The 24,412-nt window shown below is 68.6% G+C and carries 19 protein-coding genes; 7 read left to right on the forward strand and 12 right to left on the reverse strand.

All coding sequences use genetic code 11. The annotated features are described in order from the left end of the window. Nucleotides 1-33: 33 nt before the first annotated feature. From DWB77_RS13880 to DWB77_RS13890, 3 genes are read left to right on the forward strand one after another with little or no spacing between them, the layout of a single operon-like run. A complete protein-coding gene (locus DWB77_RS13880) occupies nucleotides 34-1,011 on the forward strand; it encodes an ABC transporter permease (RefSeq protein ID WP_120721569.1) in 978 nt (325 codons plus the stop codon). 28 nt (nucleotides 1,012-1,039) lie between these two features. Next, nucleotides 1,040-2,107 (forward strand): ABC transporter ATP-binding protein, encoded by a 1,068-nt coding sequence (locus DWB77_RS13885; RefSeq protein WP_120721570.1) that lies wholly within the window; start codon nucleotides 1,040-1,042, stop codon nucleotides 2,105-2,107. A gap of 20 nt (nucleotides 2,108-2,127) precedes the next feature. Further along, a complete protein-coding gene (locus DWB77_RS13890) occupies nucleotides 2,128-3,264 on the forward strand; it encodes an ABC transporter ATP-binding protein (RefSeq protein WP_120721571.1) in 1,137 nt (378 codons plus the stop codon). A 298-nt stretch (nucleotides 3,265-3,562) separates the two neighbouring features. Here the strand turns inward: DWB77_RS13890 and DWB77_RS13895 are convergent, their stop codons facing one another. The 12 genes from DWB77_RS13895 to DWB77_RS13950 all read right to left on the reverse strand — a co-directional run bounded on the left by DWB77_RS13895 (nucleotide 3,563) and on the right by DWB77_RS13950 (nucleotide 20,221). Further along, nucleotides 3,563-4,594, reverse strand: coding sequence for an ABC transporter ATP-binding protein (locus tag DWB77_RS13895; RefSeq protein WP_120721572.1), 1,032 nt, complete (start codon nucleotides 4,592-4,594; stop codon nucleotides 3,563-3,565). Continuing rightward, a complete protein-coding gene (locus DWB77_RS13900; RefSeq protein WP_120721573.1) occupies nucleotides 4,587-5,561 on the reverse strand; it encodes an ABC transporter ATP-binding protein in 975 nt (324 codons plus the stop codon). The genes DWB77_RS13895 and DWB77_RS13900 overlap by 8 nt, the downstream gene beginning before the upstream one ends. 11 nt (nucleotides 5,562-5,572) lie before the next feature. Continuing rightward, entirely contained in the window at nucleotides 5,573-6,547 is a 975-nt protein-coding gene (locus tag DWB77_RS13905) for an ABC transporter permease (protein WP_120721574.1), read from the reverse strand. After that, the gene (locus DWB77_RS13910) at nucleotides 6,540-7,463 is read right to left on the reverse strand and encodes an ABC transporter permease (RefSeq protein ID WP_120721575.1); all 924 of its coding nucleotides are present in this window, start codon (nucleotides 7,461-7,463) and stop codon (nucleotides 6,540-6,542) included. The genes DWB77_RS13905 and DWB77_RS13910 overlap by 8 nt, the downstream gene beginning before the upstream one ends. An 87-nt stretch (nucleotides 7,464-7,550) precedes the next feature. Further along, complete coding sequence (locus tag DWB77_RS13915; RefSeq protein ID WP_120727759.1) at nucleotides 7,551-9,176, reverse strand: peptide ABC transporter substrate-binding protein; 1,626 nt, start codon at nucleotides 9,174-9,176, stop codon at nucleotides 7,551-7,553. A 162-nt stretch (nucleotides 9,177-9,338) separates the two neighbouring features. After that, nucleotides 9,339-10,487: an ABC transporter ATP-binding protein gene (locus tag DWB77_RS13920; protein WP_120721576.1), complete on the reverse strand. Its 1,149-nt coding sequence runs from the start codon at nucleotides 10,485-10,487 to the stop codon at nucleotides 9,339-9,341. Further along, nucleotides 10,480-11,538 carry an ABC transporter ATP-binding protein gene (locus DWB77_RS13925; protein WP_120721577.1) on the reverse strand — a complete coding sequence of 353 codons (1,059 nt, stop codon included), beginning with the start codon at nucleotides 11,536-11,538 and terminating at the stop codon, nucleotides 10,480-10,482. Before DWB77_RS13925 ends, DWB77_RS13920 begins: the two co-directional genes overlap by 8 nt. Before the next feature lie 11 nt (nucleotides 11,539-11,549). Beyond that, on the reverse strand, nucleotides 11,550-12,485 hold the full coding sequence (locus DWB77_RS13930; protein ID WP_120721578.1) for an ABC transporter permease: 936 nt from the start codon (nucleotides 12,483-12,485) through the stop codon (nucleotides 11,550-11,552). After that, nucleotides 12,478-13,404, reverse strand: a complete 927-nt coding sequence (locus DWB77_RS13935) for an ABC transporter permease (RefSeq protein WP_120721579.1) — start codon at nucleotides 13,402-13,404, stop codon at nucleotides 12,478-12,480. The genes DWB77_RS13930 and DWB77_RS13935 overlap by 8 nt, the downstream gene beginning before the upstream one ends. 135 nt (nucleotides 13,405-13,539) lie before the next feature. Next, on the reverse strand, nucleotides 13,540-15,177 hold the full coding sequence (locus DWB77_RS13940; protein WP_120721580.1) for a peptide ABC transporter substrate-binding protein: 1,638 nt from the start codon (nucleotides 15,175-15,177) through the stop codon (nucleotides 13,540-13,542). Between the two features lie 503 nt (nucleotides 15,178-15,680). Next, nucleotides 15,681-17,591, reverse strand: a complete 1,911-nt coding sequence (gene typA / locus DWB77_RS13945) for a translational GTPase TypA (protein ID WP_120721581.1) — start codon at nucleotides 17,589-17,591, stop codon at nucleotides 15,681-15,683. Nucleotides 17,592-17,881: 290 nt separating this feature from the next. After that, a complete protein-coding gene (locus DWB77_RS13950; RefSeq protein ID WP_120721582.1) occupies nucleotides 17,882-20,221 on the reverse strand; it encodes an ABC transporter family substrate-binding protein in 2,340 nt (779 codons plus the stop codon). Between the two features lie 332 nt (nucleotides 20,222-20,553). Between DWB77_RS13950 and DWB77_RS13955 the strand changes: the two genes are divergently transcribed. Genes DWB77_RS13955 through DWB77_RS13970 form a run of 4 tightly spaced genes read left to right on the forward strand, consistent with a single transcriptional unit; the run spans nucleotide 20,554 to nucleotide 24,407 of the window. Then, complete coding sequence (locus tag DWB77_RS13955) at nucleotides 20,554-20,847, forward strand: hypothetical protein (RefSeq protein WP_120721583.1); 294 nt, start codon at nucleotides 20,554-20,556, stop codon at nucleotides 20,845-20,847. Between the two features lie 18 nt (nucleotides 20,848-20,865). Further along, entirely contained in the window at nucleotides 20,866-21,696 is an 831-nt protein-coding gene (locus DWB77_RS13960) for a hypothetical protein (protein WP_120721584.1), read from the forward strand. 15 nt (nucleotides 21,697-21,711) lie between these two features. Continuing rightward, on the forward strand, nucleotides 21,712-23,640 hold the full coding sequence (locus tag DWB77_RS13965) for a fumarate reductase/succinate dehydrogenase flavoprotein subunit (RefSeq protein ID WP_120721585.1): 1,929 nt from the start codon (nucleotides 21,712-21,714) through the stop codon (nucleotides 23,638-23,640). Further along, nucleotides 23,637-24,407, forward strand: a complete 771-nt coding sequence (locus DWB77_RS13970; protein WP_120721586.1) for a succinate dehydrogenase/fumarate reductase iron-sulfur subunit — start codon at nucleotides 23,637-23,639, stop codon at nucleotides 24,405-24,407. Before DWB77_RS13965 ends, DWB77_RS13970 begins: the two co-directional genes overlap by 4 nt. Nucleotides 24,408-24,412: the final 5 nt, after the last annotated feature.

Consider the following 24,412-nt stretch of genomic DNA (forward strand, 5'->3'; position numbering starts at 1 on the left):
GGGGGGACCGCATAGCGACGGAAGAGCCATCCCATGTTCCGGTTCCTCGTGCGCCGCGTGCTCGGTGCCATGGTCATCCTGCTGCTGATCAGCATGATCACCTATTTTCTCTTCTTCGCCCTGCCCTCCGACCCGGCGCTGCTTTCCTGCGGAAAACAATGCGATCCGCAGAATGTCGCCCTCATCCGTAAGAACCTCGGACTCGACCTGCCGATCTGGACGCAGTACTGGGATTACATGGTCGGCATATTCGCCGGCCGCCATCTGCCGATCGGCGAGTGTCCCGCGCCGTGTTTCGGCTATTCCTTCGCCAATCAACAACCGGTGTGGGGAACGATTGCCGACAGCTATCCGACGACGCTGACCCTCGCGGTCGGCGGCGCGGCGGTCTTCCTCACCGTGGGCGTCTCGCTCGGACTCATCTCGGCCTGGCGTCAGGGCACCGTCTTCGACCGGGTGGCGAGCGCCACCTCGCTGCTTGGGCAGTCGGTGCAGATCTACTTCATCGGACCGCTCGCGATCCTCTTCTTCTCCACCCAACTGGGCTGGCTCGACCGGGGTCATGACGTGGACTGGGCCCATGACGCGGTGGGTTCGGTCTCCGGGATGATCCTGCCCTGTCTGGTCCTGTCGGTGATCTTCTGGTCCAACTACAGCCGCCAGACACGGTCGTTGATGGTCGAGCAGCTCTCCGAGGACCACATCAGGGCGGCCCGCGCCAAGGGCATGTCGTCCCGCTACGTCTTCCTGCGGTACGCGCTGCGGGGCGCGATGGCCACCATCATCACCATCTTCGGCGTGGACCTGAGCGCGGTGCTCGGCGGCGCGATCATCACCGAGGTCACCTTCGGCCTGCACGGCCTCGGCCTGCTCTCGGTGCAGGCGGTGCTCCGCAGCGACCTGCCGCTGGAGATGGCCGTCATGCTCATCGGCGCCACCCTCATCGTCGTCTGCAACATCGTCGTGGACCTGGCCTATGCCTTCATCGACCCCCGGATCAGGCTCGCCTGACGCCCGCAGACCTCCAGGAGAACCATCCGTGTCCACCCTGAGCCAGAGCGCCGCCGAGCCGTCGGCCGCGCCTGCGTCCTCCTTCCTGTCGGTCACCGACCTCTACGTCCACTTCGCCACCGAGGACGGCACCGTCAAGGCCGTCGACGGCCTCTCCTTCGACCTGGAACGCGGCTCCACCCTCGGCATCGTCGGCGAGTCGGGGTCCGGCAAGTCGGTGACCAACCTCGCGGTGCTCGGGCTGCACAACCCGCGCAACACCACCATCCGGGGCGAGATAGTGCTCGACGGGCAGGAGCTGACCGGCGCGAGCGAACGGCAGCTCAACCGGCTGCGCGGCAAGAAGATGGCGATGATCTTCCAGGACTCGCTGGCCGCGCTCTCGCCGTTCTACACGGTGGGCCGCCAGATCGCCGAGCCCTTCATGAAGCACACCGGCGCATCCCGCCGCGAAGCGCGGGCGCGCGCCGTCGACATGCTGCGCAAGGTCGGCATCCCCCAGCCCGAACTGCGCGTCGACGACTACCCGCACCAGTTCTCCGGCGGCATGCGCCAGCGCGCGATGATCGCGATGGCACTGGTCTGCGACCCGGACCTGGTGATCGCCGACGAGCCCACCACCGCGCTCGACGTGACGGTGCAGGCGCAGATCCTGGACCTCCTCAAGAGCCTTCAACAGGAGACCGGCGCGGCGATCATCATCATCACCCACGACCTCGGGGTGATCGCCAAGACCGCCGACCAGGTGATGGTGATGTACGCGGGCCGGTGCGTGGAGCGCGGCACCGTCAAGGAGGTCATGCACCATCCCCAGCACCCCTACAGCTGGGGTCTGCTCAGCTCGGTGCCGCGTCTGGACTCCTCGGTGGAGATCCCCCTGGTGCCCATCCCCGGCGCCCCGCCCAGTCTGCTCGCACCGCCACCGGGCTGCCCCTTCCACCCCCGGTGCGGCTTCAGCGACCGGGTGCCGGGCGGGGCCTGCCACACTGTACGACCTGAGCTGCCGGACGCCCAACAGCGCGGCTCTGCCTGCCACTTGACAGAGACTCAGAAGGAATCCGTCTTCACCGAGCAGATCCGCCCCCGGCTGCGCTGACAAGGATGCGGGACATCGTCATGAGTGAGAACGCCACCAGTCTCGTCAAGCAGCCGGACTCCACGCCCCAGTCCGGACCCGGCGGTACGGAAGCCCTGCTCGAAGTGACCGGCCTCGTCAAGTACTTCCCCATCAGCATGGGCTTCCTCTTCAAGCGGCACGTCGGCGACGTACGCGCCGTGGACGGCATCGACTTCCGCATCGGGCGGGGCGAGACGCTCGGGCTGGTCGGCGAGTCCGGCTGCGGCAAGTCGACCACCGGCCGTCTGGTCACCCGGCTGCTCGAACCGACCGGCGGCAAGGTCGTCTACGCCGGCCAGGACATCACCCACGCCTCGCGCCGGGCCCTCGCCCCGATCAGGTCCGAGATCCAGATGATCTTCCAGGACCCGTACGCCTCGCTCAACCCGCGCCAGACCGTGGGCGACATCGTCGCCAACCCGATGGTGGTCAACGGCATCAAGCCGGCCGGCGGCGTGGAGCGGCGGGTCCGCGAGCTCCTGGAGATCGTGGGCCTCAACCCGGAGCACTACAACCGCTTCCCGCACGAGTTCTCCGGCGGACAGCGCCAACGCATCGGCGTGGCGCGGGCGTTGGGCATGGAGCCCAAGCTGATCGTGGCCGACGAGCCGGTCTCGGCGCTGGACGTGTCGATCCAGGCGCAGGTCGTCAACCTGCTCCAGCAGCTCCAGCGGGAGCTGGACATCGCCTTCCTCTTCATCGCCCACGACCTGGCGATCGTGCGGCACTTCTCGCAGCGGGTCGCCGTCATGTACCTGGGCCGGATCGTCGAGGTCGGCGACCGCGACTCGATCTACCAGCGGCCGCGCCACCCGTACACCCACGCGCTGCTCTCCGCGGTGCCGGAGGCGGTGGTGGACGAGGAGGGCGAGCGGCGCGAGCGCATCCGGCTCGCCGGGGACGTGCCCTCGCCCGTGAACCCGCCGTCCGGCTGCCGCTTCCGCACCCGGTGCTGGAAGGCGCGGGACAAGTGCGCGGTGGAGACGCCGGCGTTGGTGCGGATCGAGGGGAACCGGGAGGGGCATCTGACGGCCTGCCACTTCCCCGAGGAACCGACGGTCGCGGCGCGGGACGAGGACGTGGTCCTCGACCCCGCGCTCGCCGCGATCGAGGAGGCTACGGACACCGCCCGTTGACCCGAGTTCGTACCGCCTCCGCTCGGAACGAGGCCCGCGCCCGCACACCCCGCGCACGCCGCGGCCGCGGGCCTCACCACCCTGACCTCCCGCCCTGGTGCGGCCCGCACGTGGTTGCTCGCGCAGTTCCCCGCGCCCCTGGCAGGGCTGGGGGGAGGAGGGCGACGGCGAAGCCGAGCCGTTTAGGGGCGCGGGGAACTGCGCGGGCGGCCCAGCACGGTCTGCGGGCGAAGGCGAACGCCACCGGGGGCGATGGCGGAGCCGAGCTCGATGGGGGCGCGGGCGGCCGGGTGGGAGATCAGGCCGCCGGGGGGACCACGCGGCGCTCCTCCGCGAAGTGGCACGCCGAGGGATGCCGCGCCGGCCCCTCCGCGTGGCGGAACTCCGCCGGTACGGCCAGCAGCGGCACCTCCTGCGCACACCGCTCCCGCGCCTTCCAGCACCGGGTGCGAAACCGGCACCCCGAGGGCGGGTTGGCGGGCGAGGGCACGTCCCCGGTCAGGATGATGCGCTCGCGGCGCTCGCGCGCCGAGGGGTCCGGCAGCGGCACCGCGGACAGCAGCGCCTGGGTGTAGGGATGGGTGGGGTGCTCATAGATCTCCTCGTCCCGGCCGATCTCGACGACCCGGCCCAGGTACATCACGCCGACCCGGTCGGAGATGTGCCGCACGATGGACAGGTCGTGCGCGATGAAGACGTACGAGAGGGCGAACTCGCTCTGCAACCGGTCGAGCAGGTTCACCACCTGGGCCTGCACGGACACGTCGAGCGCGGAGACCGGTTCGTCCGCCACGATGATCTCGGGCCGCAGCGCGAGCCCCCGCGCGATGCCGATGCGCTGGCGCTGACCGCCGGAGAACTGGTGCGGATAGCGGTTGATGTACTCGGGGTTGAGCCCGACGACATCGAGGAGGTCCTGCACCTTGCGGCGCCGGTCGCCCTTCGGGGCCACCTCGGGGTGGATCTCGTAGGGCTCCCCGATGATGTCACCGACCGTCATGCGCGGGTTCAGCGAGGTGTACGGGTCCTGGAACACCATCTGGATGTTGCGGCGCACGGCCTTGAGGGCCCGGCCCGACATCCGGGTGATGTCCTCGCCCTTGTACGAGATCCGCCCGGCGGTGGGGCGTTCCAGGTTGACCAGCATCCTGGCGACCGTGGACTTGCCGCAGCCGGACTCCCCCACGATGCCCAGCGTCTCGCCGGCCGCGAGGTCGAAGGAGACCCCGTCGACGGCCCGTACCGCGCCGACCTGCTTCTTGAGGAGGACGCCCTGCGTCAGCGGATAGTGCTTGACCAGGTCCCGGACCTCCAAAATGGCCTCAGCCATCGAGGGTCTCCTTCCAGAAGAAGCACGCGCTCTGCCGGTCGGGGGCCACGTCGAACAGCGGCGGCACCTCGGTGCGGCAGATGTCCTGGGCCATCGGGCAGCGCGGGTTGAAGGCGCAGCCCGGCGGGATGTGCATCAGGTTGGGCGGCAGGCCCTTGATCGCGTACAGCTCCCGGCCCTTCTGGTCCAGGCGCGGGATCGAGGCGAGCAGGCCCTTGGTGTACGGGTGCGCGGGCCGCCGGTAGATCTCGTGGACCGGGGCCCGCTCGACGATACGCCCGGCGTACATCACCGCGATCTTGTCCGCGACGTCGGCGACCACACCGAGGTCATGGGTGATCAGGATCAGACCCATGTCGAGTTCGCGCCTCAACTCCGCCAGCAAATCCATGACTTGGGCCTGCACGGTCACGTCGAGCGCGGTGGTCGGCTCGTCCGCGATGATCAGGGACGGCTCCAGGGCCATCGCCATCGCGATCATGATGCGCTGGCGCATGCCGCCGGAGAACTGGTGGGGGTACTGGCCCACGCGTTCCTTGGCGGCCGGGATGCGCACCCGGTCCATCAGCTCGACGGCCCTGGCCCGCGCGTCCTTGCGGGACATGCCGCGGTGGACGGTGAACATCTCCGAGAGCTGGTCGCCCACGCTGAGCACCGGGTTCAGGGAGGAGAGCGCGTCCTGGAAGATCATCGCCATCTCGGAGCCGCGGATCTTGCGCCGCTCGTCCTCCTTGAGCTTCAGGAGGTCCTGGCCCCGGAAGAGGATCTCGCCGCCGCCGATCCGTCCGGGCGGCATGTCGAGGATGCCCATCACGGCCTGCGCGGTGACGGACTTGCCGGAGCCGGACTCGCCGAGCACGGCCAGCGTCTCGCCCGCGTCCACCGCGTAGTCGACCCCGTTGACCGCCTTGGCGACCCCGTCCCGCGTCCTGAACTCCACCTGGAGATCACGTACTTCGAGCAGCATGGCGGGTCTCCTCAACGCAGCTTGGGGTCGAGGGCGTCGCGCACCGCGTCGCCGAGCATGATGAACGCGAGCACGGTGATCGCCAGCGCGCCGGCCGGCCAGAGCAGCATGTGCGGGGCGTTGCGGATGTACTGCGAGGCGGACGAGATGTCGATGCCCCAGGAGACCGTGGGCGGCTTGAGCCCGACACCGAGGTAGGACAGCGTCGCCTCCAGGGCGATGTACGTGCCGAGCGCGATGGTCGCCACGACGATCACCGGGGCGACCGCGTTGGGCGCGATGTGGCGCAGCAGCATCCGGGAGTTGGAGGCGCCGAGCGCGCGGGCCGCCTGGACGTAGTCGTTCTGCTTGGCGGTGATGACGGAGCCGCGGGCGATGCGGGCGATCTGCGGCCAGCCCAGCAGGATCATGAAGCCGATGACGGGCCAGACGGTGGAGGAGGTGACCACGGAGAGGAAGACGAGGCCGCCGAGGACGACGGGGATGCCGAAGAAGATGTCGGTGACGCGGGAGAGCAGCGCGTCCCAGCCGCCGCCGAAGAACCCGGCGAGCCCGCCGACGAACGAGCCGAACAGGGCGACGCCGACGGTGGTGCACACGCCGACGGTGACCGAGGTACGGGCGCCGTAGACGGTCCGCGTGTAGACGTCGCAGCCCTGCCCGTTGTATCCGAAGGGGTGGCCCGGCTGGGAGCCCTCCTGCGCCTTGGACAGCTCGCACTGGAGCGGGTTGCCGCTCGCGATCAGCGAGGGCCACAGTGAGATGACGACCAGGAAGAGGATGACCAGGGCCGAGATGATGAAGACCGGGTTGCGCCGCAGGTCGCGCCAGGCGTCCGACCAGAGCGAGCGGGCCTTCTCGGAGGGGCCGGTGCCCTGCGGGCCGCCCGGCGTGCGCTCCAGGGTCGTCGCCTCGCTCGCCGCGAGGTCCATCGCCCCGCCGGCCCCCGTACCGGCGATCGCTCCGTCGTCGTAAGGCTCAGGCATAGCGGATCCTCGGGTCGAGTACGGCGTACAGAAGGTCGACGATGAGGTTGGCGAGCAGGAAGACCAGGACGAGCACGGTCACGAAGCCGACCACGGTCTGGGTGCTCTGGCGCAGGATCCCCTGGTAGAGCTGGTAGCCGACGCCGTGGATGTTGAAGATGCGCTCGGTGACGATCGCGCCGCCCATCAGGGCGCCGACATCGGTGCCGATGAAGGTGACGACGGGGATCAGCGAGTTGCGCAGCAGATGCTTGACGATCACCCGGCGTCTGGGCAGACCCTTGGCGACGGCGGTGCGGACATAGTCGGCGCGGGAGTTCTCGGCGATCGAGGTACGGGTGAGCCGGGTGACGTACGCCAGCGAGACCGACGCCAACACCAGCCCCGGGATGAGGAGTTCGTTGAACGGGGCCTCGGGCGAGACGGTGGGTTTGATGACCCCCCATTCGACGCCGACCAGCAGTTGGAGCAGCAGACCCGTCACGAAGACCGGGATGGCGATGACGATGAGGGTCAGCATCAGGACGACGGTGTCGACCGGGCGGCCCCGCCGCAGCCCGGTGACCACACCGAGGCTGATGCCGATGACGATCTCGAAGAGGACCGCCACGATGGTCAGCCGGATGGTGACGGGGAAGGCGGTCGACATCAGCTCAGTGACCTTCTGCCCGTTGAACGCGGTGCCGAAGTCGCCGGTGAACACGTTCCCCATGTACGTCAGGTATTGCTGCCACACCGGCTTGTCGAGGCCGAACTCCTTCTCGAGCTGCGCGGCGGTGGCGGGGTCGCAGGCCTTGTCGCCACAGAGGCCGGCGATGGGGTCCCCCATCACATTGACCATCAGGAAGATCAGCAGCGTGGCCCCGAAGAAGACCGGGATCATCTGGAGCAGACGCCGGATCACATACCGTCCCATGAGGCCCTCCGGGGGTCGTAAGGAACTCGCGAGGGGAACGGCCCGGCCCCCGTCGGCGGGGGCGTGCCGGGCCGTGCCCCGACGGCGTCAGCCGACCTTGATCTGCTCGTACACCGGGACGCTGAACGGGTTCAGCGAGACGTTGGAGATGCGGTCCGAGTAGCCGGCGCTGCCGTTCTGGTACCAGAGCGGGATGGCCGCCATCTGATCGCGGACGACGCCCTCGGCCTCCTGGAAGTCGGCGACCGCCTTGGCCTTGTCGGTGTCGGCGTTGGCCCGGTCGACCAGCTTGTCGAACTCGGGGTTGCTCCACTTGCCGTCGTTGGAGGAGGCGCCGGTGTAGTAGAGCGGCTGGAGGAAGTTCTGGATCAGCGGGTAGTCCATCTGCCAGCCGGCCCGGAAGGGGCCGCTCATCTTGGACTGGGTGATCTGGCTGCGGAAGTCGGCGAAGGTGCCGACCGGGCCGCCGACGCACGCCTTGTCGTTGCCGAGCGCGTTGTTGATGCTGTTGCAGACGGCGTCCACCCACTCCTTGTGCGAGCCGGTGTCACCGTTGTACGAGATCTTCAGCTGCCCGCCGGGGATGCCGCCGCCCTCGGTGATGAGCTTCTTCGCCTCGGCCGGGTTGTAGTCGCAGGCGTCCCCGCACAGCCCGGCCTTGTAGCCGCCGGCCTCGCCGAGCACCGGGGAGGTCCAGTCGGTGGCGGGGGTGCGGGTCTTCTGGAAGATGGTCTCGGTGATCTGCTTGCGGTTGATCGCCCGCGAGATGCCTTTGCGGACCTTGGCCGCGTCCGGGGTGTTCCAGGCGGCGTCGTAGTACGGGAAGGCGAGCGTCTGGATGATGCCGGCCGGGGTGTTGATGTACCGGTCGCCGAGGTCGGCCTTCACGTTCTTGAGCTGGGAGGCGGGCACGTCGTCGACGAGGTCGAGGTTGCCGGCCGTCAGATCGGTGTAGGCGGTGTTGTTGTCGGTGTAGACCTTGAGGTCGATCCCGCCGTTCTGCGCCTTGTCCTCGCCCATGTACTTGGCCCACTTGCGCATCGCCAGCTTGGAGCCCTTGGTGTACGAGTCCACCAGGTACGGGCCGTTGCCGATGGGCTTGGACACCCAGGCCGCGTGGTTGTCGAAGAACGCCCGCGGCAGCGGTGCGAAGGCGGGGTAGCCGAGGGTGTCGGGCCAGGTGGAGAACTTCTGGTTGAGCTTGACCGTGAAGGTCTTGTCGTCGACGACCTTGAGGCCGGACATCGTCTCGCCGCTCGGCGTCCCGTTCTTGGGGTGGATCTGGTCGTAGCCCTCGATGTAGGAGAACATCGAGGCGTTCTTCTGGTTGTTCTTCAGGTTGGCGCCGTAGTTCCAGGCGTCCACGAAGGACTTGGCGGTGACCTTCTCGCCGTTGGAGAACGTCCAGCCGTCCTTCAGGGTGACCGTGAAGTTCTGCGAGTCCGAGGTGTCGATCTTCTCGGCGAGCATGTTCTTGGCCTCGCCGGTCTTGGGGTCGTACCGCTTGAGGCCGCGCATCAGCATGTCGAGGACCTTGCCGCCCTGGACCTCGTTGGTGTTGGCGGGCTCCAGCGGGTTCTGCGGGTCGCCCCACGAGGAGCTCACGATGCCGTCCGCGCCACCGCCGCCGCTCCCCCCTCCACCGCAGGCCGTCGCCGCGAGGGCGACGACCACCGCACCTGCGGCCCACTTGGCGTGCGTGGCTCCGCGCATGGAGTCCTCCCAGAGTCCCATTCGAGTCCCAAGTCTCACTTAGGCCCAAATATCACCCCAGGAGCGGACGGGCCGCACCTTTACCAGCGCCGTACGTGCGCGCAAACGGGTGGGCCCGCGGTTCCGTGGAGGAACCGCGGGCCCACCCGTGGGGTGTCGGCGTCAGGCGGCGCCGACCACGTCCTTCTCCTCGGCGAAGTGGCACGCCGATTCGTGTGCGACGGGGCTGTCCACGCCCTGGTAGCGCTCCGGGATCGCGAGCAGCGGGACCTCGGTGGAGCAGCGCTCCTGCGCCTTCCAGCACCGGGTGCGGAAGCGGCAGCCCGACGGCGGGTTGGCGGGCGAGGGGACGTCACCGGTGAGGATGATCCGCTCGCGGTGCTCGCGCGCGTCCGGGTCGGGGACCGGGACGGCGGAGAGCAGCGCCTGGGTGTAGGGGTGCGTCGGGTGCTCGTAGATCTGCTGGTCGGTGCCGATCTCGGCCATCTTGCCGAGGTACATCACGCCGACCCGGTCGGAGATGTGCCGGACGATCGACAGGTCGTGCGCGATGAAGACGTACGACAGGTTGAACTCGTCCTGGAGCTTCTCCATCAGGTTGATGACCTGGGCCTGGACGGAGACGTCCAGGGCGGAGACCGGCTCGTCGCAGATGATGATCTCGGGGTTCAGGGCCAGGCCGCGGGCGATGCCGATGCGCTGGCGCTGACCGCCGGAGAACTGGTGCGGATAGCGGTTGATGTACTCCGGGTTGAGGCCCACGACGTCCAGGAGCTCCTGGACCTTGCGGCGCCGGTCGCCCTTCGGGGCCACCTCGGGGTGGATGTCGAAGGGCTCCCCGATGATGTCGCCGACCGTCATGCGCGGATTCAGCGAGGTGTACGGGTCCTGGAACACCATCTGGATGTTGCGGCGGACCGCCTTCAGCGCGCGCCCGGACAGCTTGGTGATGTCCTGGCCCTTGTAGAAGACCTCGCCGGCGGTCGCCCGCTCCAGCGTCATCAGGAGCCGGGCGACGGTGGACTTGCCACAGCCGGACTCGCCGACGATGCCCAGCGTCTCGCCCTGGTACAGGTCGAAGGAGACGCCGTCGACGGCCTTGACCGCACCGACCTGCTTGCGGAACAGGATGCCGCTGGTCAGCGGGAAGTGCTTGACCAGGTTGCGGACCTGGAGGATCGGCTCACCCCGGTCGACCGGAGCGTCGAGGATGGCCTCGACCTCGGTGGTCGTGGAGGCATCCGTCTTGATGACGTCGGTGACGTTGGGGGTGGCGTCCACGGCCTCGTCCTTCTTGTCGAGCTCAGCCATGGATCGTCTCCTTCCAGAAGTGGCAGGCGCTGCCGCGGCCGACCAGATCGGTGCCGTCCCGCTCGGTCACCGACAGCAGCGCCGGGACCTCCTCGCGGCAGATGTCCTGCGCCATCGGGCAGCGCGGGTTGAAGGCGCAACCCGACGGAATCTTCAGGAGGTTGGGCGGGAGCCCCTTGATCGCGTACAGCTCCTGGCCCTTCTGGTCCAGGCGCGGGATCGACTCCAGGAGGCCCTTGGTGTACGGGTGCGCGGGGCGCTTGTAGATCTCGTGCACGGGGGCCTGCTCGACGATGCGGCCCGCGTACATGACCGCGATCTTGTCCGCGACGTCGGCGACCACGCCGAGGTCGTGGGTGATCAGGATCAGGCCCATGTTGTACTCGCGCTGCAACTCCGCGAGCAGGTCCATGACCTGGGCCTGGACGGTCACGTCGAGCGCGGTGGTCGGCTCGTCCGCGATGATCAGGTCCGGCTCCAGGGCGAGGGCCATCGCGATCATGATGCGCTGGCGCATGCCGCCGGAGAACTGGTGGGGGTAGTCGTTGACCCGGGCCTTGGCGGCCGGGATCTTGACCCTGTCCATCAGCTCGATGGCCTTGAGCTTGGCGTCCTTGCGGGACAGGCCCTGGTGCACCCGGAACATCTCGCCGAGCTGGTAGCCGACGTTGAGCACCGGGTTGAGGGCGGAGAGCGCGTCCTGGAAGATCATCGCGATCTTCTGGCCACGGATCTTGCGGCGCTCCTCGTTGGACATGGTGAGCATGTCCTGGCCGTGGAAGAGGATCTGGCCCTGCGGGATCCTCCCCGGCGGCATGTCGAGGATGCCCATGATCGCCTGGGCGGTCACGGACTTGCCGGAGCCGGACTCGCCGAGCACGGCGAGGGTCTCGCCCGCGTTCACCGAGTAGTTGACACCGTTGACCGCCTTGGCCACACCCTCACGGGTGTGGAACTCCACGTGCAGGTCACGGACTTCGAGCAGCGCACCGGGGCCGTCCCCGGAGGGACGCTGTGCCGGGACGTCGAGGGTCTTGTCGATAGTGGTCACGTACGCCCTCCTCAGCGCAGCTTGGGGTCGAGGGCGTCGCGGACCGCGTCGCCGAGCATGATGAACGCGAGCACGGTGAGGCTCAGCATCGCCGCCGGGAAGAACAGCGCGTGCGGGGCCGTACGGATCACGTTCTTGGCCGAGGAGATGTCGATGCCCCAGCTGATGGTCGGGTCCTGAAGTCCGATACCGAGGTAGCTCAGCGTCGCCTCGGCGCCGATGTAGCCGCCGAGCGCGATCGTGGCGACCACGATCACGGGGGCGACGGCGTTCGGCAGGATGTGCCGGAGCATGATCCGGAAGGTGCCGGCACCGAGCGCACGCGCCGCGGTGACGTAGTCGGCGGCCTTGGCCGTGATCACGGCGCCGCGCATGACACGGGTCATCTGGGTCCAGCCGAGCACCCCGAGGGCGAACACCACGGTCCACACGGTGCGGTTGGTGAACGCGTTGAGGATCACCAGCGAGCCGAGCAGCAGCGGGATGCCGAAGAAGATGTCGGTGATGCGGGAGACCACCGTGTCGACCCAGCCGCCGAAGTAACCGGCGACCATGCCGGTGATTCCGCCGAGCAGGGTGACCGCGCCGGTCACGCAGATGCCGACGGTGATCGAGGCCCGGGCGCCGTAGAGCGTACGGGCGTAGATGCTGCGGCCCTGGCCGTCGTAGCCGAACCAGTCCGGCTGGAAGAGGTGGCCCCAGTTCGGCGTGGTCAGGTAGTGGTTGCGCAGGTCGCCGGCGCGCGGGTCCACTGAGGTGAACAGGCTCGGCGCGATGGAGATGGCGATCAGCAGCAGGATGAGCAGGGCCGAGAGCACGAAGACCGGGCGGCGGCGCAGGTCGCCCCACGCGTCCGACCAGAGGCTGCGCGGCTTGTCGACCTGGTCGGCCGGGGCGTTCACGGCCGCCGCTCCGGGGACCGAGGTCTTCTCGATGGTGTCAGGCATACCGGATCCTCGGGTCCAGGACCGCGTAGAGCAGGTCGACGATCAGGCTGGAGAGGAGATAGACGACGACCAGGACGGTCACGAAACCGACCACCGTCGCACCCTCCTTGCCGTTGATGGCGCGGTAGAGCGCGTTTCCGACACCCTGCACGTTGAAGATGCCCTCGGTGACGATCGCGCCGCCCATCAGGGTGCCGAGGTCGGTTCCGAGGAAGGTCACCACCGGGATGAGCGAGTTGCGCAGCAGGTGGCGGACGATGATCCGGCGCCGGGGCAGACCCTTGGCGACCGCGGTACGGATGTAGTCCGCGCGCAGGTTCTCGACGATCGAGGTGCGCGAGAGCCGGGCCACATACGCGAGCGACAGCGAGCCGAGGACGATGGCCGGCAGCATCAACTGGCCCAGGTCCATGGAGTCCTGGACGGTCGGCTTGACCCATCCGAGGCCGTCCGCGAAGACCGCCTGGAAGACGTAGGCCAGGACGAAGATCGGCACGGAGATCACCAGCAGGGTGATGACCAGGACGAGCTTGTCCATGAGCTTGTTGCGACGCAGACCGGAGAGCACGCCGAGCAGGATGCCAAGGACGACCTCGATGCCGAACGCCATGAGCGAGAGCCGGACGGTGACCGGCAGGGCCTCGCTCATCACATCGGTGACCTTGCGGCCCGACATGGTCATGCCGAAGTCGAAGTGGGCCAGGTTGGAGATGTAGTCCCAGTACTGCTTCCACAGCGGCTGGTCCAGGCCCAGTTGGTGCTTGATGGCGGCGAGCTGGGCGGGGTCTGCCGCCTTGTCGCCCCACATGGCTCTGACGGGGTCGCCCGGCAGGGCGTACACCATCAGGAAGATGAGCAGGGTCGTCCCGAGGAATACCGGGATCATCTGGAGCAGTCGCCTCGCGACATAACGCCCCATGGTGCCTCCATAGATGGGTCGGCGCGACGGCGGCCGGACCGCTCCCCCAGAGAGTAGGGGGGAGCGTCCGGCCGCGTCTTCACTGTGCCTGCTCCGCGATTGCGGAGCTTGGGGGTGGGCCGGATGCCGACCTGGTTACTTCTTCTTGACCTCGACCTGCGTGAAGACAGGGTCGCCGAAGGAGTCGTACTTGACGCTCTGGACGTTGTTCGACCAGCCCGCGTTGGTCTTGTAGTACCAGAGCGGGATGGACGGCATGTCCTTGGCCAGAACGGCCTCGGCCTGCTGGTACAGCGCGGTGGTCTGCTCGACGTTGGTCGCCTTGTCGGCGTCCTTCGAGAACTTGTCGAACTCCGGGCTGGAGTACAGCGAGTCGTTCGCCGAGGCGCCCGTGCCGTAGATGTCGCGCAGGAAGTTGGCGTTCAGCGGGTAGTCCTGCTGCCACGCCGACCGCATCATGCTGGGGACCTTGTGACCGTCGATCAGGTCACGGGCGGTCTTGAAGTCGGGCTTCGGGTCGCCGCTGCACTCGATGCCGGTGGCCTGGCGGATGGAGTTGCAGACCGCGTCCACCCACTCCTTGTGACCGCCGTCGGCGTTGTAGAGGATGGTGACCTTGTTGTTCGGGACGCCACCGCCCGCGGCGATGAGCTCCTTGGCCTTGGCCGGGTTGAACGTGCAGGCCTCACCGCAGGTGCCCTGCTTGTAGCCGGCGACACCCGGGGCGACCCAGCCGTCGGCGGGCTGACGCGAGCCCTGGAGCACCGTCTTGGTGATGGTGTCGCGGTCGATCGCCATCGACAGACCCTGGCGGACCTTGGCCTTCTCCGGGGCCTTCCAGGCCGCGTCGTACATGGCGAAGGCGATGGAGGTGATGCCACCCTGCGGCTGGTCCACGGCGCGGTTGCCGAGGTCCGCCTTGTACTTCGGGAGGTCGGTCGGGTCGACCTGGTCGAGCACGTCCAGGGTGTCCGAGGTGAGCTCCTTGTAGGCAGCCTCGGCCTGGGTGTAGTTCTTGAAGACGATGCCGCCGTTCTTCGGCTTGTCCTCGCCCTTGTAGCCGGCGTACGCCTTCAGCGTGACGGCCTTGTTGTGCTCCCAGCTGACGAACTGGTAGGGGCCGTTGCCGACCGGCGCCTCGCCGAACTTCTTCGGGTCGGTGAAGAACGCCTTCGGCAGCGGCGAGAAGGCCGTGTAACCGAGCTTGTACGGGAAGTACGAGACCGGCGCCGTCAGGTCGATCTGGATCGTCTTGTCGTCGATCGCCTTCAGACCGGACATCTTGTCGGTCGTCGGGTCGCCCTTGCCCTTCTCGGGGTGGACGTCGGTGTAACCGGCGATGTCCGAGAACCAGTTGGAGTTGACCTGGTTGTTCTTGGTGTTGGCCGACCAGTTCCACGAGTCCACGAAGGACGCGGCGGTCACCGGAGTGCCGTCGTGGAAGGTCCAGCCGGACTTGATGGTGATCTTGTAGTGCTGGGAGTCAGTGGTCTCGATCTTCTCGGCCATCTGGTTCCGCAGCTTGCCCGTCGCCGGGTCGTAGTCCGTCAGCCCGCGGAACAGGTTCTTGACGATACGGCCGCCACCGACCTCCATGGCGTTGGCCGGTTGCAGCGGGTGCTGCGGTTCGCTGCTCTGGTAGCTGTAGACGCCGTTGGCGTCCACCGCGGCCTTCGCATCGGATCCCTTGCCGTCGCCACCGCCGCAAGCGGTGGCGCCCAGGGCGATGATTGCCGCTCCCGCGACCCACTTGGCGCTCGTAGCACCACGCATGGGTTTCCTCCTCATGAGTCCACTTGTCACTACAAGAGGGGGCACTTCTACGCGCGCTGACACCCCTGACAGCGCTTTGACGTCAAGTACCCCGAGTGTGCTCGTGAGTCGGCACTCCCCACAGTGCGTGACCCATTGACCCGAGCTCAATGGAGCCAACTATTAAGTACGGCCGGGCTGTAAACCACACTTAAAGGGTCTCGTTTTGACAACATCAGTAACGGTCAACGGCCCGAAATCCGGACAAAATGAGCACAGACAGACACACCCGAAACGGACCGTTAACACATCTTCCGGAGAGCGACGGTCGATATCCGAACAGGGTGCACCTTAAAACAACTTGACCGTAGGGCCCCGCGGACATGATCCAGGGGCCTCTTTGACAGTCCTTTGTACTTGATCGCCCAGGCGTGTGTACGCCGAAGTTCAAACCCCCGCCGCCCACGCCGAAGGCCCGGCTCCGCACATGAGCGGGGCCGGGCCTTCGGGGCGTACGGGGTACGTCAGTTGCGCTTGGCGCGCGACGCGGTGCGGCCGCGCTCCTTGGCGTCCAGGACGACCTTGCGGATGCGCACGGCCTCCGGGGTCACCTCGACGCACTCGTCGTCGCGGCAGAACTCCAGGGACTGCTCCAGGGAGAGCTTGCGCGCCGGCACCACGTTCTCGGTGTTGTCGGCGGAAGCGGCACGCATGTTGGTGAGCTTCTTCTCCTTGGTGATGTTCACGTCCATGTCGTCGGCACGCGAGTTCTCACCGACGATCATGCCCTCGTAGACCTCGGTGCCGGGCTCGGTGAACAGCACACCGCGCTCCTGGAGGTTGATCATGGCGAAGGGGGTGACCGAACCGGCCCGGTCGGCCACGAGCGAACCGTTGTTACGGGTCGTCAGGGTGCCGAACCACGGCTCGTGGCCCTCGTGGATCGAGTGGGCGATACCGGTACCGCGGGTGTTCGTCAGGAACTCCGTACGGAAGCCGATGAGGCCGCGGGAGGGAACGACGAACTCCATGCGGACCCAGCCGGAGCCGTGGTTGGACATGTTGTCCATGCGGCCCTTGCGGACGCCCATGAGCTGCGTGACCGCGCCCATGTGCTCCTCGGGGACGTCCACCGTGAGGCGCTCGACCGGCTCGTGGACCTTGCCGTCGACGAGCTTGGTGACGACCTGCGGCTTGCCGATGGTCAGCTCGAAGCCCTCGCGGCGCATCTGCTCGACGAGGATCGCCAGCGCGAGCTCACCACGGCCCTGGACCTCCCAGGCGTCCGGGCGCTCGGTGTCGAGCACGCGCAGCGAGACGTTACCGATGAGCTCGCGGTCGAGGCGGTCCTTGACCTGACGGGCCGTCACCTTGCGGTCCTTGACATGGGACTTGGCGTCGGCGCCCTTGCCGGTACCACCGCCGCGGCCGACCAGCGGCGAGGTGTTGGTGCCGATGGTCATGGAGATGGCGGGCTGGTCGACCGTGATCAGCGGCAGCGCGATCGGGTTCTCCGGGTCGGCCAGGGTCTCGCCGATCATGATGTCGGGGATACCGGCGACCGCGCAGATGTCACCGGGGCCGGCCACCTCGGCCGGCTTGCGGGTGAGCGCCTCGGTCATCAGCAGCTCGGTGATGCGCACGTTGGACATCGTGCCGTCACGCTTGATCCACGTGACGGTCTGGCCCTTGCGCAGCTCGCCCTGCTCGACGCGGAGCAGCGCGATGCGGCCGAGGAAGTTGTCGGCGTCGAGGTTGGTGACGTGCGCCTGGAGGGGGGCGCTCTCGTCGTACTCGGGGGCCGGCACGGACGACAGGATCGTCGTGAAGAACGGCTCCAGGCTGTCGCTGTCGGCCGGCACGGTGCCATTCTCCGGCTTGGTCAGCGACGCGACGCCGTCACGGGCGCAGGCGTAGACGATCGGGAACTCGATCTGGTCCTCGTCCGCGTCCAGGTCGAGGAAGAGGTCGTACGTCTCGTTGACGACCTCGTCGATCCGGGAGTCGGGGCGGTCCGTCTTGTTGATGCACAGGATGACGGGCAGGCGCTGCTGAAGGGCCTTGCGCAGCACGAAGCGGGTCTGCGGCAGGGGGCCCTCGGAGGCGTCCACGAGCAGCACGACCGCGTCCACCATCGACAGACCGCGCTCTACCTCGCCACCGAAGTCGGCGTGGCCCGGGGTGTCGATGATGTTGATGGTGATGACGTCGCCGCCATCCTTGGGGTGGTACTTGACGGCCGTGTTCTTGGCGAGGATCGTGATGCCCTTCTCACGCTCCAGGTCGTTGCTGTCCATCATGCGGTCGTCGAGCGACTCGGCGGCGTGCGCGGCGAAGGCACCGGCCTGCTTGAGCATGGCGTCGACCAGGGTGGTCTTGCCGTGGTCGACGTGGGCGACGATGGCGACGTTACGGATGTCGTGGCGCGTGGGCATACTGACTGGCGCTTCTCTCGATCGTGGGATCAGGCATCTGACGCGGTCGAGTGCTCGTCCGCCCGCCGGGCGGACAGGCCACGGCTGCCTCCCATGGTACGGGGCCGCCGCGCCGATGGCCTCCCGGGCCGATTCCGTCGATCCGGAGCAGGGGTCTACACAGTGATTGAGCCTGGGTCAGGGGCAGGTACGACCTTGCCCGCCGGCGGGGCCGGCGGGCAAGGGAATTGAGCAGGTTCTGAGCTTGGGGCCGATCCGGGCGGCCCCCTCTGACCTGCTGGTTTACCGTTCTACTTCGCGTTGTTCGCCGATCCGTTGTGCGCCGTTTCCGGCTTCTTGAACCCGATGTCCTGGAAGTTCGGGGCGGCGAAGCCGAAGGCTCCGGCATTGGCCACATTCGGTTTCACCGCGACCAGCTGCGGACGCTGGTAGAGCGGAATCGAGCCGGCCGCCGCCCAGATCCTGGCGTCCGCCTTCTGCACGAGTTCGCGGGCCTCGTCCTCGTCGAGCTCGCCGACCGCCTGCTCGAAGAGCTGGTCGATGTGGTCGGTGCCGACCCGGCTGTAGTTCTGCTCGACCAGCAGCGAGCCGTCGGACGCGGGCTCCGGCTTGGCGAAGATCGGCCGGTCGTCGGTGGCCGGGTAGGCGGTGCCGGGCCAGGAGTACAGGGCCAGGTCGAAGTCGCCCGAGGCGATGTGGTCCTTGAAGTAGCTGTCGTCGGCGACCTTGACGATCTCGGTGTTGATGCCGACGTCCTTCAGCATGGCGACGATCCTGTCGCCCACGTTGCGCAGCGACTCGGAGCCGGGGCCCGAGGGCAGGACGAAGCGCAGGGTGAGCGGCTTGCCGTCCTTGCCGAGCGGCCCGCCCTGCGGCGCGGGGGCCGCGGTGCCCTTGGGGGCGTACGCGCCGGGGGCGCCGCCCTTGAGGCGGGCCTCGGTCTTGGTGTTCCGGTCGGTCTTCTTGGCCTGGTCGGCGGGGTCGGCCTCGAAGACCCGGGCCTGGTCGAGGAGCGCGGCCCGCTGGAGGGCGGCGGTGCGGGCCGGGGCGAGCACATGCGTCCCGGTCCCGGCGCCGGAGCCGGAGCCCGGTCCCGCGGGCTTGTCGTCGCCGACGATGTAGGTGCCCTCGTCGTTGGGGTGGTTGCCGGACGCCTGACGCTTGCCGTCCTCGACGTCGTGCTCGGAGTCGGCTCTGCTGCCCGCCTTGGCGGCCTCCTGCCGGGGCTTCTGCCGGGCCCCGCCGGACGTCCAGCCGGCGTCGGCGAGCAGCGCGCGGGCCTCCTTCTCGTCGTGGCTGCCCAGGGCGTCGCTGCTGTCGGCGTATGCGTCCTGGCCGGCCAGCGCCAGATGGCTGCCGGGCGGCTGGGCGGGCAGGTCGAGCGGCTTGAGGACGGTCTCGGCGATCTCTTGGCGGTCGAGGGCGCGGGCCACCGCGCGCCGGACCCGCTCGTCCGAGAGCGGCCCGGAGGCGCCGTTGAGGGCGAGCTGGGTGTAGGCGGGCTCCAGGGTCTTGCGGATGGCGAAGCCGCGCAGCCCGGCCTGTTCCGCGGCGTACTTCTCGACGGCGGCCCGGCTCGCCCTGCGGGCCTCCCGCTCGGCCTCGGCCTTGTCGTCCTCGGCGCCGTGGGCGATCGCCCAGGAGCGCAGCGCGGATGCGGGCGTGATGGCGGCGGCGGGGCCGTGGGTGACGGCCTGGCCCCGGTCGCGTTCGGCGAGCTTGATGCGGTCGGCGTCGGCGCGGTCGATCTCGGCGATGTCGACGCTGCCCCCGGCGAGCGCCTCGGCCCGCTTGTCGCGCGGTACGGCTTGCAGGACGAGGGTGTCGAGCTTGGCGGGCCGGCCCCACCAGCGGGGGTTGCGCTCCAGGGTGATGGTGCCCTTGGCGCGGTCGGTCTCCTTGACCCGGAAGGGTCCCGCGGTCGCCTTCAGGCGCGTACGGGCGCCGTCGTTGAAGGCGTCGGGGGCGGCGGTGACGTCCTTGGGGTAGAGCGGGCTGAACAGGGAGCGCCAGTCGGCGTACCGCTTGGCGAAGGTGACCTTGACCTCCAGGTCGTTGGCGCCCTTCTCGATCTTTTCGATCCGCTCGTACCCGGCGTTGCGGGCGGTCCAGTAGGCCGCGTCCTTGCCGCTGAGCGCGCGCCACTGGGCGACGAAGTCGGGGGCGCCGATCTCGCGGCCGTCGCTCCACACCGCCTTCTGGTTGAGCTTGTAAAGGACGACCTGCTTGGGCTCGCGCTGGACGACCTCGGCGGACTCCAGATAGTCGGCGTTGCGCTGCGGGCGGCCGTGCTCGTCCAGCGTGAACAGGGCGGGCAGCACCGCCTGGGCGACCCGCTGGGTCGTGGCGTCGGCGTCTGCCTGGAAGGTGTTGAGCGTCTCGGGCATCGCGTCGACGGCCCACTTCAGGGTGCCCCCGTCGGCGACGCGCTCCCGGGCCGCGGCCCCGATGTCCTGGGGCGCGGCGCCCGCGGCGGTCCCGCCGTCGGCGGAGCCGCAGCCGGTCAGCACGGGGAGCGTGAGCACTCCGGTGGTCAACAGGGCGATGGAGCGCGACCGGAGCGAGGCCGCGGTCCGGATCGCCGCGACGATCCGGGGCGCCCTCCCGTTCGGGTCACCGACGTGGGACATGGCTTGTACCTCTTCGTCAGATTTATGGGATTTGATGCCATTTCGCGATGATCACACGTATCCCAGTCACTGAAGAGGACGGGCCCCCTCCCAGGGCGGCGACACGGCGCAGCGGGCCCCGAACCCCACCCGTGCGGCCGAACGCGCCCCTCGGACCCGGTCATCGGCGGCCGCCGGACAGCCGCCGCGCACCGAGTGGGGCTCCCACGGGGCGCGCCGGGAATCCGCAACCCCACAACCCCGTGCACGCACCTTCACAACCGCGCATGTGAGGCGCGACACTCTCAGGCGCATGAGCATTGCCACCCGCTCCGGCGAAAGGCAGTCACGTCATGTCCCTGCACGACGAGTTGACGGCGGCCGAGCGCTGCCTGGACGAGCTCGTACGAACCGTCGGGCGCCTGGAGAAAGAGGTCGGACACGGCCTGGACATCCGGCGGGTACGGACCGACGCCGGCCATCTGCGCGAGAGCCTCGCCCTGCTCCGCGAGGCGGCGCCGCCGGGAGCCACGGCCCGGCCCGACCTGGTCACCATCCCCGACGCCCCGTACGACGCCTCGCTCTGGACCGACTCCGACGACGAAGGGCTCGGGAGCACCCGGTCCCGCGGCCGGCGCACCCCCTGACCTCCACGGGAGCCACTCTTGGCCACAGGCACGGAACCCTCTCGCCCGGCGGGGCGGCGCACCGGCGTCCATGACGCCTCGCGCGCCGCGATCGCACCCCGCCATCTGCGCACCGACCGCTGGTGGCTGGCGCCGGCGGTGACCGCCGCGGGGCTGTTCGCCTTCGTCGTCTACTCGACGTGGCGGGCGTTCGCGAACGCGGACTACTACCACGCGCCCTATGTCTCGCCGTTCTACTCGCCGTGCCTCGCCGACAACTGCGCGCCCATGCGGCACGGCCCGAACGCGGACGTCTTCGGCAGCTGGTGGGGTCTGTCCCCCGCGCTGCTCATCCTGGTCTTCCCGCTCGGCTTCCGGCTCACCTGCTACTACTACCGCAAGGCGTACTACCGGGGTTTCTGGGCCTCGCCGCCCGCCTGCGCGGTGGCCGAGCCGCACACGAAGTACTCGGGCGAGACCCGCTTCCCGCTCATCCTCCAGAACCTCCACCGGTACTTCTTCTACTTCGCGGTCCTGGTCGCCGGGATCCTCACCTACGACACGGCGCTCGCCTTCCGCGACGAGCACTACCGGTGGGGCCACATGGGGCTCGGCAGCCTGGTGTTCCTGGTCAACATCGCGCTGATCTGGACGTACACGCTGTCCTGCCACTCCTGTCGGCACATCGTCGGCGGCCGGCTGCGGCACTTCTCCAAGCACCCGGTGCGCTACCGGCTCTGGGGCTGGGTCGGCAAGCTGAATGAGCGTCACATGCTGCTTGCCTGGACGTCGTTGATCAGTGTGGCGCTCGCCGACTTCTATGTGTATCTGCTCGCCACGGGGGCGTTCGACGATCCGAGGTTCTTCTGAATGAAGGCAGCCTGAATGACTCAGCTGGAACGGCAGCAGTGGGACGTCGTCGTGGTCGGCGCGGGTGGCGCCGGTCTGCGGGCCGCGATCGAGGCACGGGAGCGCGGGGCCCGTACGGCGGTGATCTGCAAGTCCCTCTTCGGCAAGGCGCACACCGTCATGGCCGAGGGCGGCATCGCGGCCTCCATGGGCAACGTCAACTCCAAGGACAGCTGGCAGGTCCACTTCCGCGACACGATGCGCGGCGGAAAGTTCCTCAACCAGTGGCGGATGGCCGAGCTGCACGCGCGTGAAGCACCCGCGCGGGTATGGGAGTTGGAGGCCTGGGGCGCCCTGTTCGACCGTACCGCCGACGGCCGGATCTCCCAGCGCAACTTCGGCGGCCACGAGTATCCGCGTCTCGCGCACGTCGGCGACCGCACCGGCCTCGAACTCATCCGCACCCTCCAGCAGAAGATCGTGAGCCTTCAGCAGGAGGACAAGAGGGAGTTCGGGGATTACGAGGCACGCCTGAAGGTCTTTCAGGAATGCACCGTGACAAGGGTGTTGAAGGACGACGACCGCATCTCGGGCGCGTTCTGCTACGAGCGCGAGAGCGGCCGGTTCTTCGTCCTGGAGGCGCCCTCGGTGGTCCTCGCCACCGGCGGCATCGGCAAGTCGTTCAAGGTGACCTCCAACTCCTGGGAGTACACCGGCGACGGACACGCGCTGGCGCTGCTCGCCGGGGCGCCGCTGCTGAACATGGAGTTCGTGCAGTTCCATCCCACCGGCATGGTCTGGCCGCCGTCGGTCAAGGGCATCCTGGTCACCGAGTCGGTCCGGGGCGACGGCGGGGTGCTGCGGAACTCCGAGGGCAAGCGGTTCATGTTCGACTACGTGCCGGACGTCTTCAAGGAGAAGTACGCGGAGTCCGAGGCCGAGGGCGACCGCTGGTACGAGGACCCCGACCACAACCGGCGCCCGCCCGAGCTGCTCCCCCGCGACGAGGTCGCGCGCGCCATCAACGCCGAGGTGAAGGCGGGCCGCGGCACTCCGCACGGCGGCGTCTTCCTCGACGTCTCCACCCGGATGCCGGCCGAGGTGATCCGGCGCCGACTGCCGTCCATGTACCACCAGTTCAAGGAGCTGGCGGACGTCGACATCACGGCCGAGGCGATGGAGGTCGGCCCCACCTGCCACTACGTCATGGGCGGCATCGCGGTCGACTCCGACACCGCCGCGGCCCGAGGGGTGCCCGGCCTGTTCGCGGCCGGTGAGGTCGCGGGCGGCATGCACGGTTCCAACCGGCTCGGCGGGAACTCGCTCTCCGACCTCCTGGTGTTCGGCCGGCGGGCCGGGCTGCACGCCGCCGAGTACGCTGCCTCGCTCGCCGCGCGCCCCGCGGTGGACGAGATCCAGATCGACACGGCGGCCGCGGAGGCCCTTCGCCCCTTCAGCGCCGAGGCCCCCGAGGACGGCTCGCCCGTCGAGAACCCGTACACCCTGCACCAGGAGCTCCAGCAGGCCATGAACGACCTGGTCGGCATCATCCGCCGGGAGGGCGAGATGCGTCAGGCGCTGAGCAGGCTCGCCGAACTGCGCGCGCGGGCCCGGCGGGCCGGGGTGGAGGGGCACCGCCAGTTCAACCCGGGCTGGCACCTCGCGCTCGACCTGCGCAACATGCTCCTGGTGAGCGAGTGCGTGGCGCGGGCCGCGCTGGAACGCACCGAGAGCCGCGGCGGCCACACCCGCGAGGACTGGCCGGGGATGGACCGCGCCTGGCGCCGGGTGAACCTGCTCTGCCACCTCGCCGACCCCACCGAGGGGCTCGCGCCACCCGAGTCGGAGCGCGGCCAGATCAGGCTCGCCCGCGAGGAGACCGACCCCGTCCGTGCCGATCTGCTCTCCCTCTTCGAGAAGGAGGAGCTGGTCAAGTACCTCGCCGAAGAGGAGCTGAAGAGTTGAGTACGTACGAGGGGAGCTTCCGGGTCTGGCGGGGCGACACCGGGGGCGGTGAGCTCACCGACTTCACGGTCGCGGTGAACGACGGCGAGGTGGTCCTCGACGTCATCCACCGCCTCCAGGCCACCCAGGCCCCCGATCTCGCGGTGCGCTGGAACTGCAAGGCGGGCAAGTGCGGTTCGTGCAGCGCGGAGATCAACGGGCGGCCACGCCTTTTGTGCATGACGCGGATGTCGGTGTTCGATCCGGCGGAGGTCATCACCGTAACTCCCTTGCGGGCCTTCCCCGTTGTACGCGACCTCGTGACGGACGTGTCCTTCAACTACACGAAGGCGCGCGAGGTCCCGGCGTTCGTGCCGCCCAAGGGGGTGGCCCCCGGCGAGTACCGGATGGCGCAGATCGACGTGGAGCGCTCGCAGGAGTTCCGCAAGTGCATCGAGTGCTTCCTGTGCCAGGACACCTGCCATGTGGTGCGTGACCACGAGGAGAACAAGGCGGCGTTCGCGGGCCCGCGCTTCTTGATGCGGGTGGCCGAGCTGGACATGCACCCGCTGGACGCGGCCGGGGACGAGGGCCTCGACCGCAAGCGGACCGCGCAGGACGAGCACGGGCTCGGCTACTGCAACATCACCAAGTGCTGTACGGAGGTGTGCCCCGAGCACATCAAGATCACGGACAATGCGCTGATCCCGCTGAAGGAGCGGGCGGTGGACCGCAAGTACGACCCCCTGGTGTGGCTGGGCAGCCGGATCCGGCGCCGGGACTCCTGACGGTG

Origin of the sequence: Streptomyces hundungensis (genome assembly GCF_003627815.1) — a bacterium.
Lineage (GTDB): Bacteria > Actinomycetota > Actinomycetes > Streptomycetales > Streptomycetaceae > Streptomyces > Streptomyces hundungensis_A.

Excerpts from the sequence above, each read along its gene's own strand:
- DWB77_RS13880 (WP_120721569.1), top strand. The coding sequence starts at position 34 with ATGTTCCGGTTCCTCGTGCGCCGCGTGCTCGGTGCCATGGTCATCCTG.
- DWB77_RS13890 (WP_120721571.1), top strand. The coding sequence starts at position 2,128 with ATGAGTGAGAACGCCACCAGTCTCGTCAAGCAGCCGGACTCCACGCCC.
- DWB77_RS13895 (WP_120721572.1), bottom strand. The coding sequence starts at position 4,594 with ATGGCTGAGGCCATTTTGGAGGTCCGGGACCTGGTCAAGCACTATCCG.
- DWB77_RS13900 (WP_120721573.1), bottom strand. The coding sequence starts at position 5,561 with ATGCTGCTCGAAGTACGTGATCTCCAGGTGGAGTTCAGGACGCGGGAC.
- DWB77_RS13905 (WP_120721574.1), bottom strand. The coding sequence starts at position 6,547 with ATGCCTGAGCCTTACGACGACGGAGCGATCGCCGGTACGGGGGCCGGC.
- DWB77_RS13910 (WP_120721575.1), bottom strand. The coding sequence starts at position 7,463 with ATGGGACGGTATGTGATCCGGCGTCTGCTCCAGATGATCCCGGTCTTC.
- DWB77_RS13915 (WP_120727759.1), bottom strand. The coding sequence starts at position 9,176 with ATGCGCGGAGCCACGCACGCCAAGTGGGCCGCAGGTGCGGTGGTCGTC.
- DWB77_RS13920 (WP_120721576.1), bottom strand. The coding sequence starts at position 10,487 with ATGGCTGAGCTCGACAAGAAGGACGAGGCCGTGGACGCCACCCCCAAC.
- DWB77_RS13930 (WP_120721578.1), bottom strand. The coding sequence starts at position 12,485 with ATGCCTGACACCATCGAGAAGACCTCGGTCCCCGGAGCGGCGGCCGTG.
- DWB77_RS13935 (WP_120721579.1), bottom strand. The coding sequence starts at position 13,404 with ATGGGGCGTTATGTCGCGAGGCGACTGCTCCAGATGATCCCGGTATTC.
- DWB77_RS13940 (WP_120721580.1), bottom strand. The coding sequence starts at position 15,177 with ATGCGTGGTGCTACGAGCGCCAAGTGGGTCGCGGGAGCGGCAATCATC.
- typA (WP_120721581.1), bottom strand. The coding sequence starts at position 17,591 with ATGCCCACGCGCCACGACATCCGTAACGTCGCCATCGTCGCCCACGTC.
- DWB77_RS13950 (WP_120721582.1), bottom strand. The coding sequence starts at position 20,221 with ATGTCCCACGTCGGTGACCCGAACGGGAGGGCGCCCCGGATCGTCGCG.
- DWB77_RS13955 (WP_120721583.1), top strand. The coding sequence starts at position 20,554 with ATGTCCCTGCACGACGAGTTGACGGCGGCCGAGCGCTGCCTGGACGAG.
- DWB77_RS13965 (WP_120721585.1), top strand. The coding sequence starts at position 21,712 with ATGACTCAGCTGGAACGGCAGCAGTGGGACGTCGTCGTGGTCGGCGCG.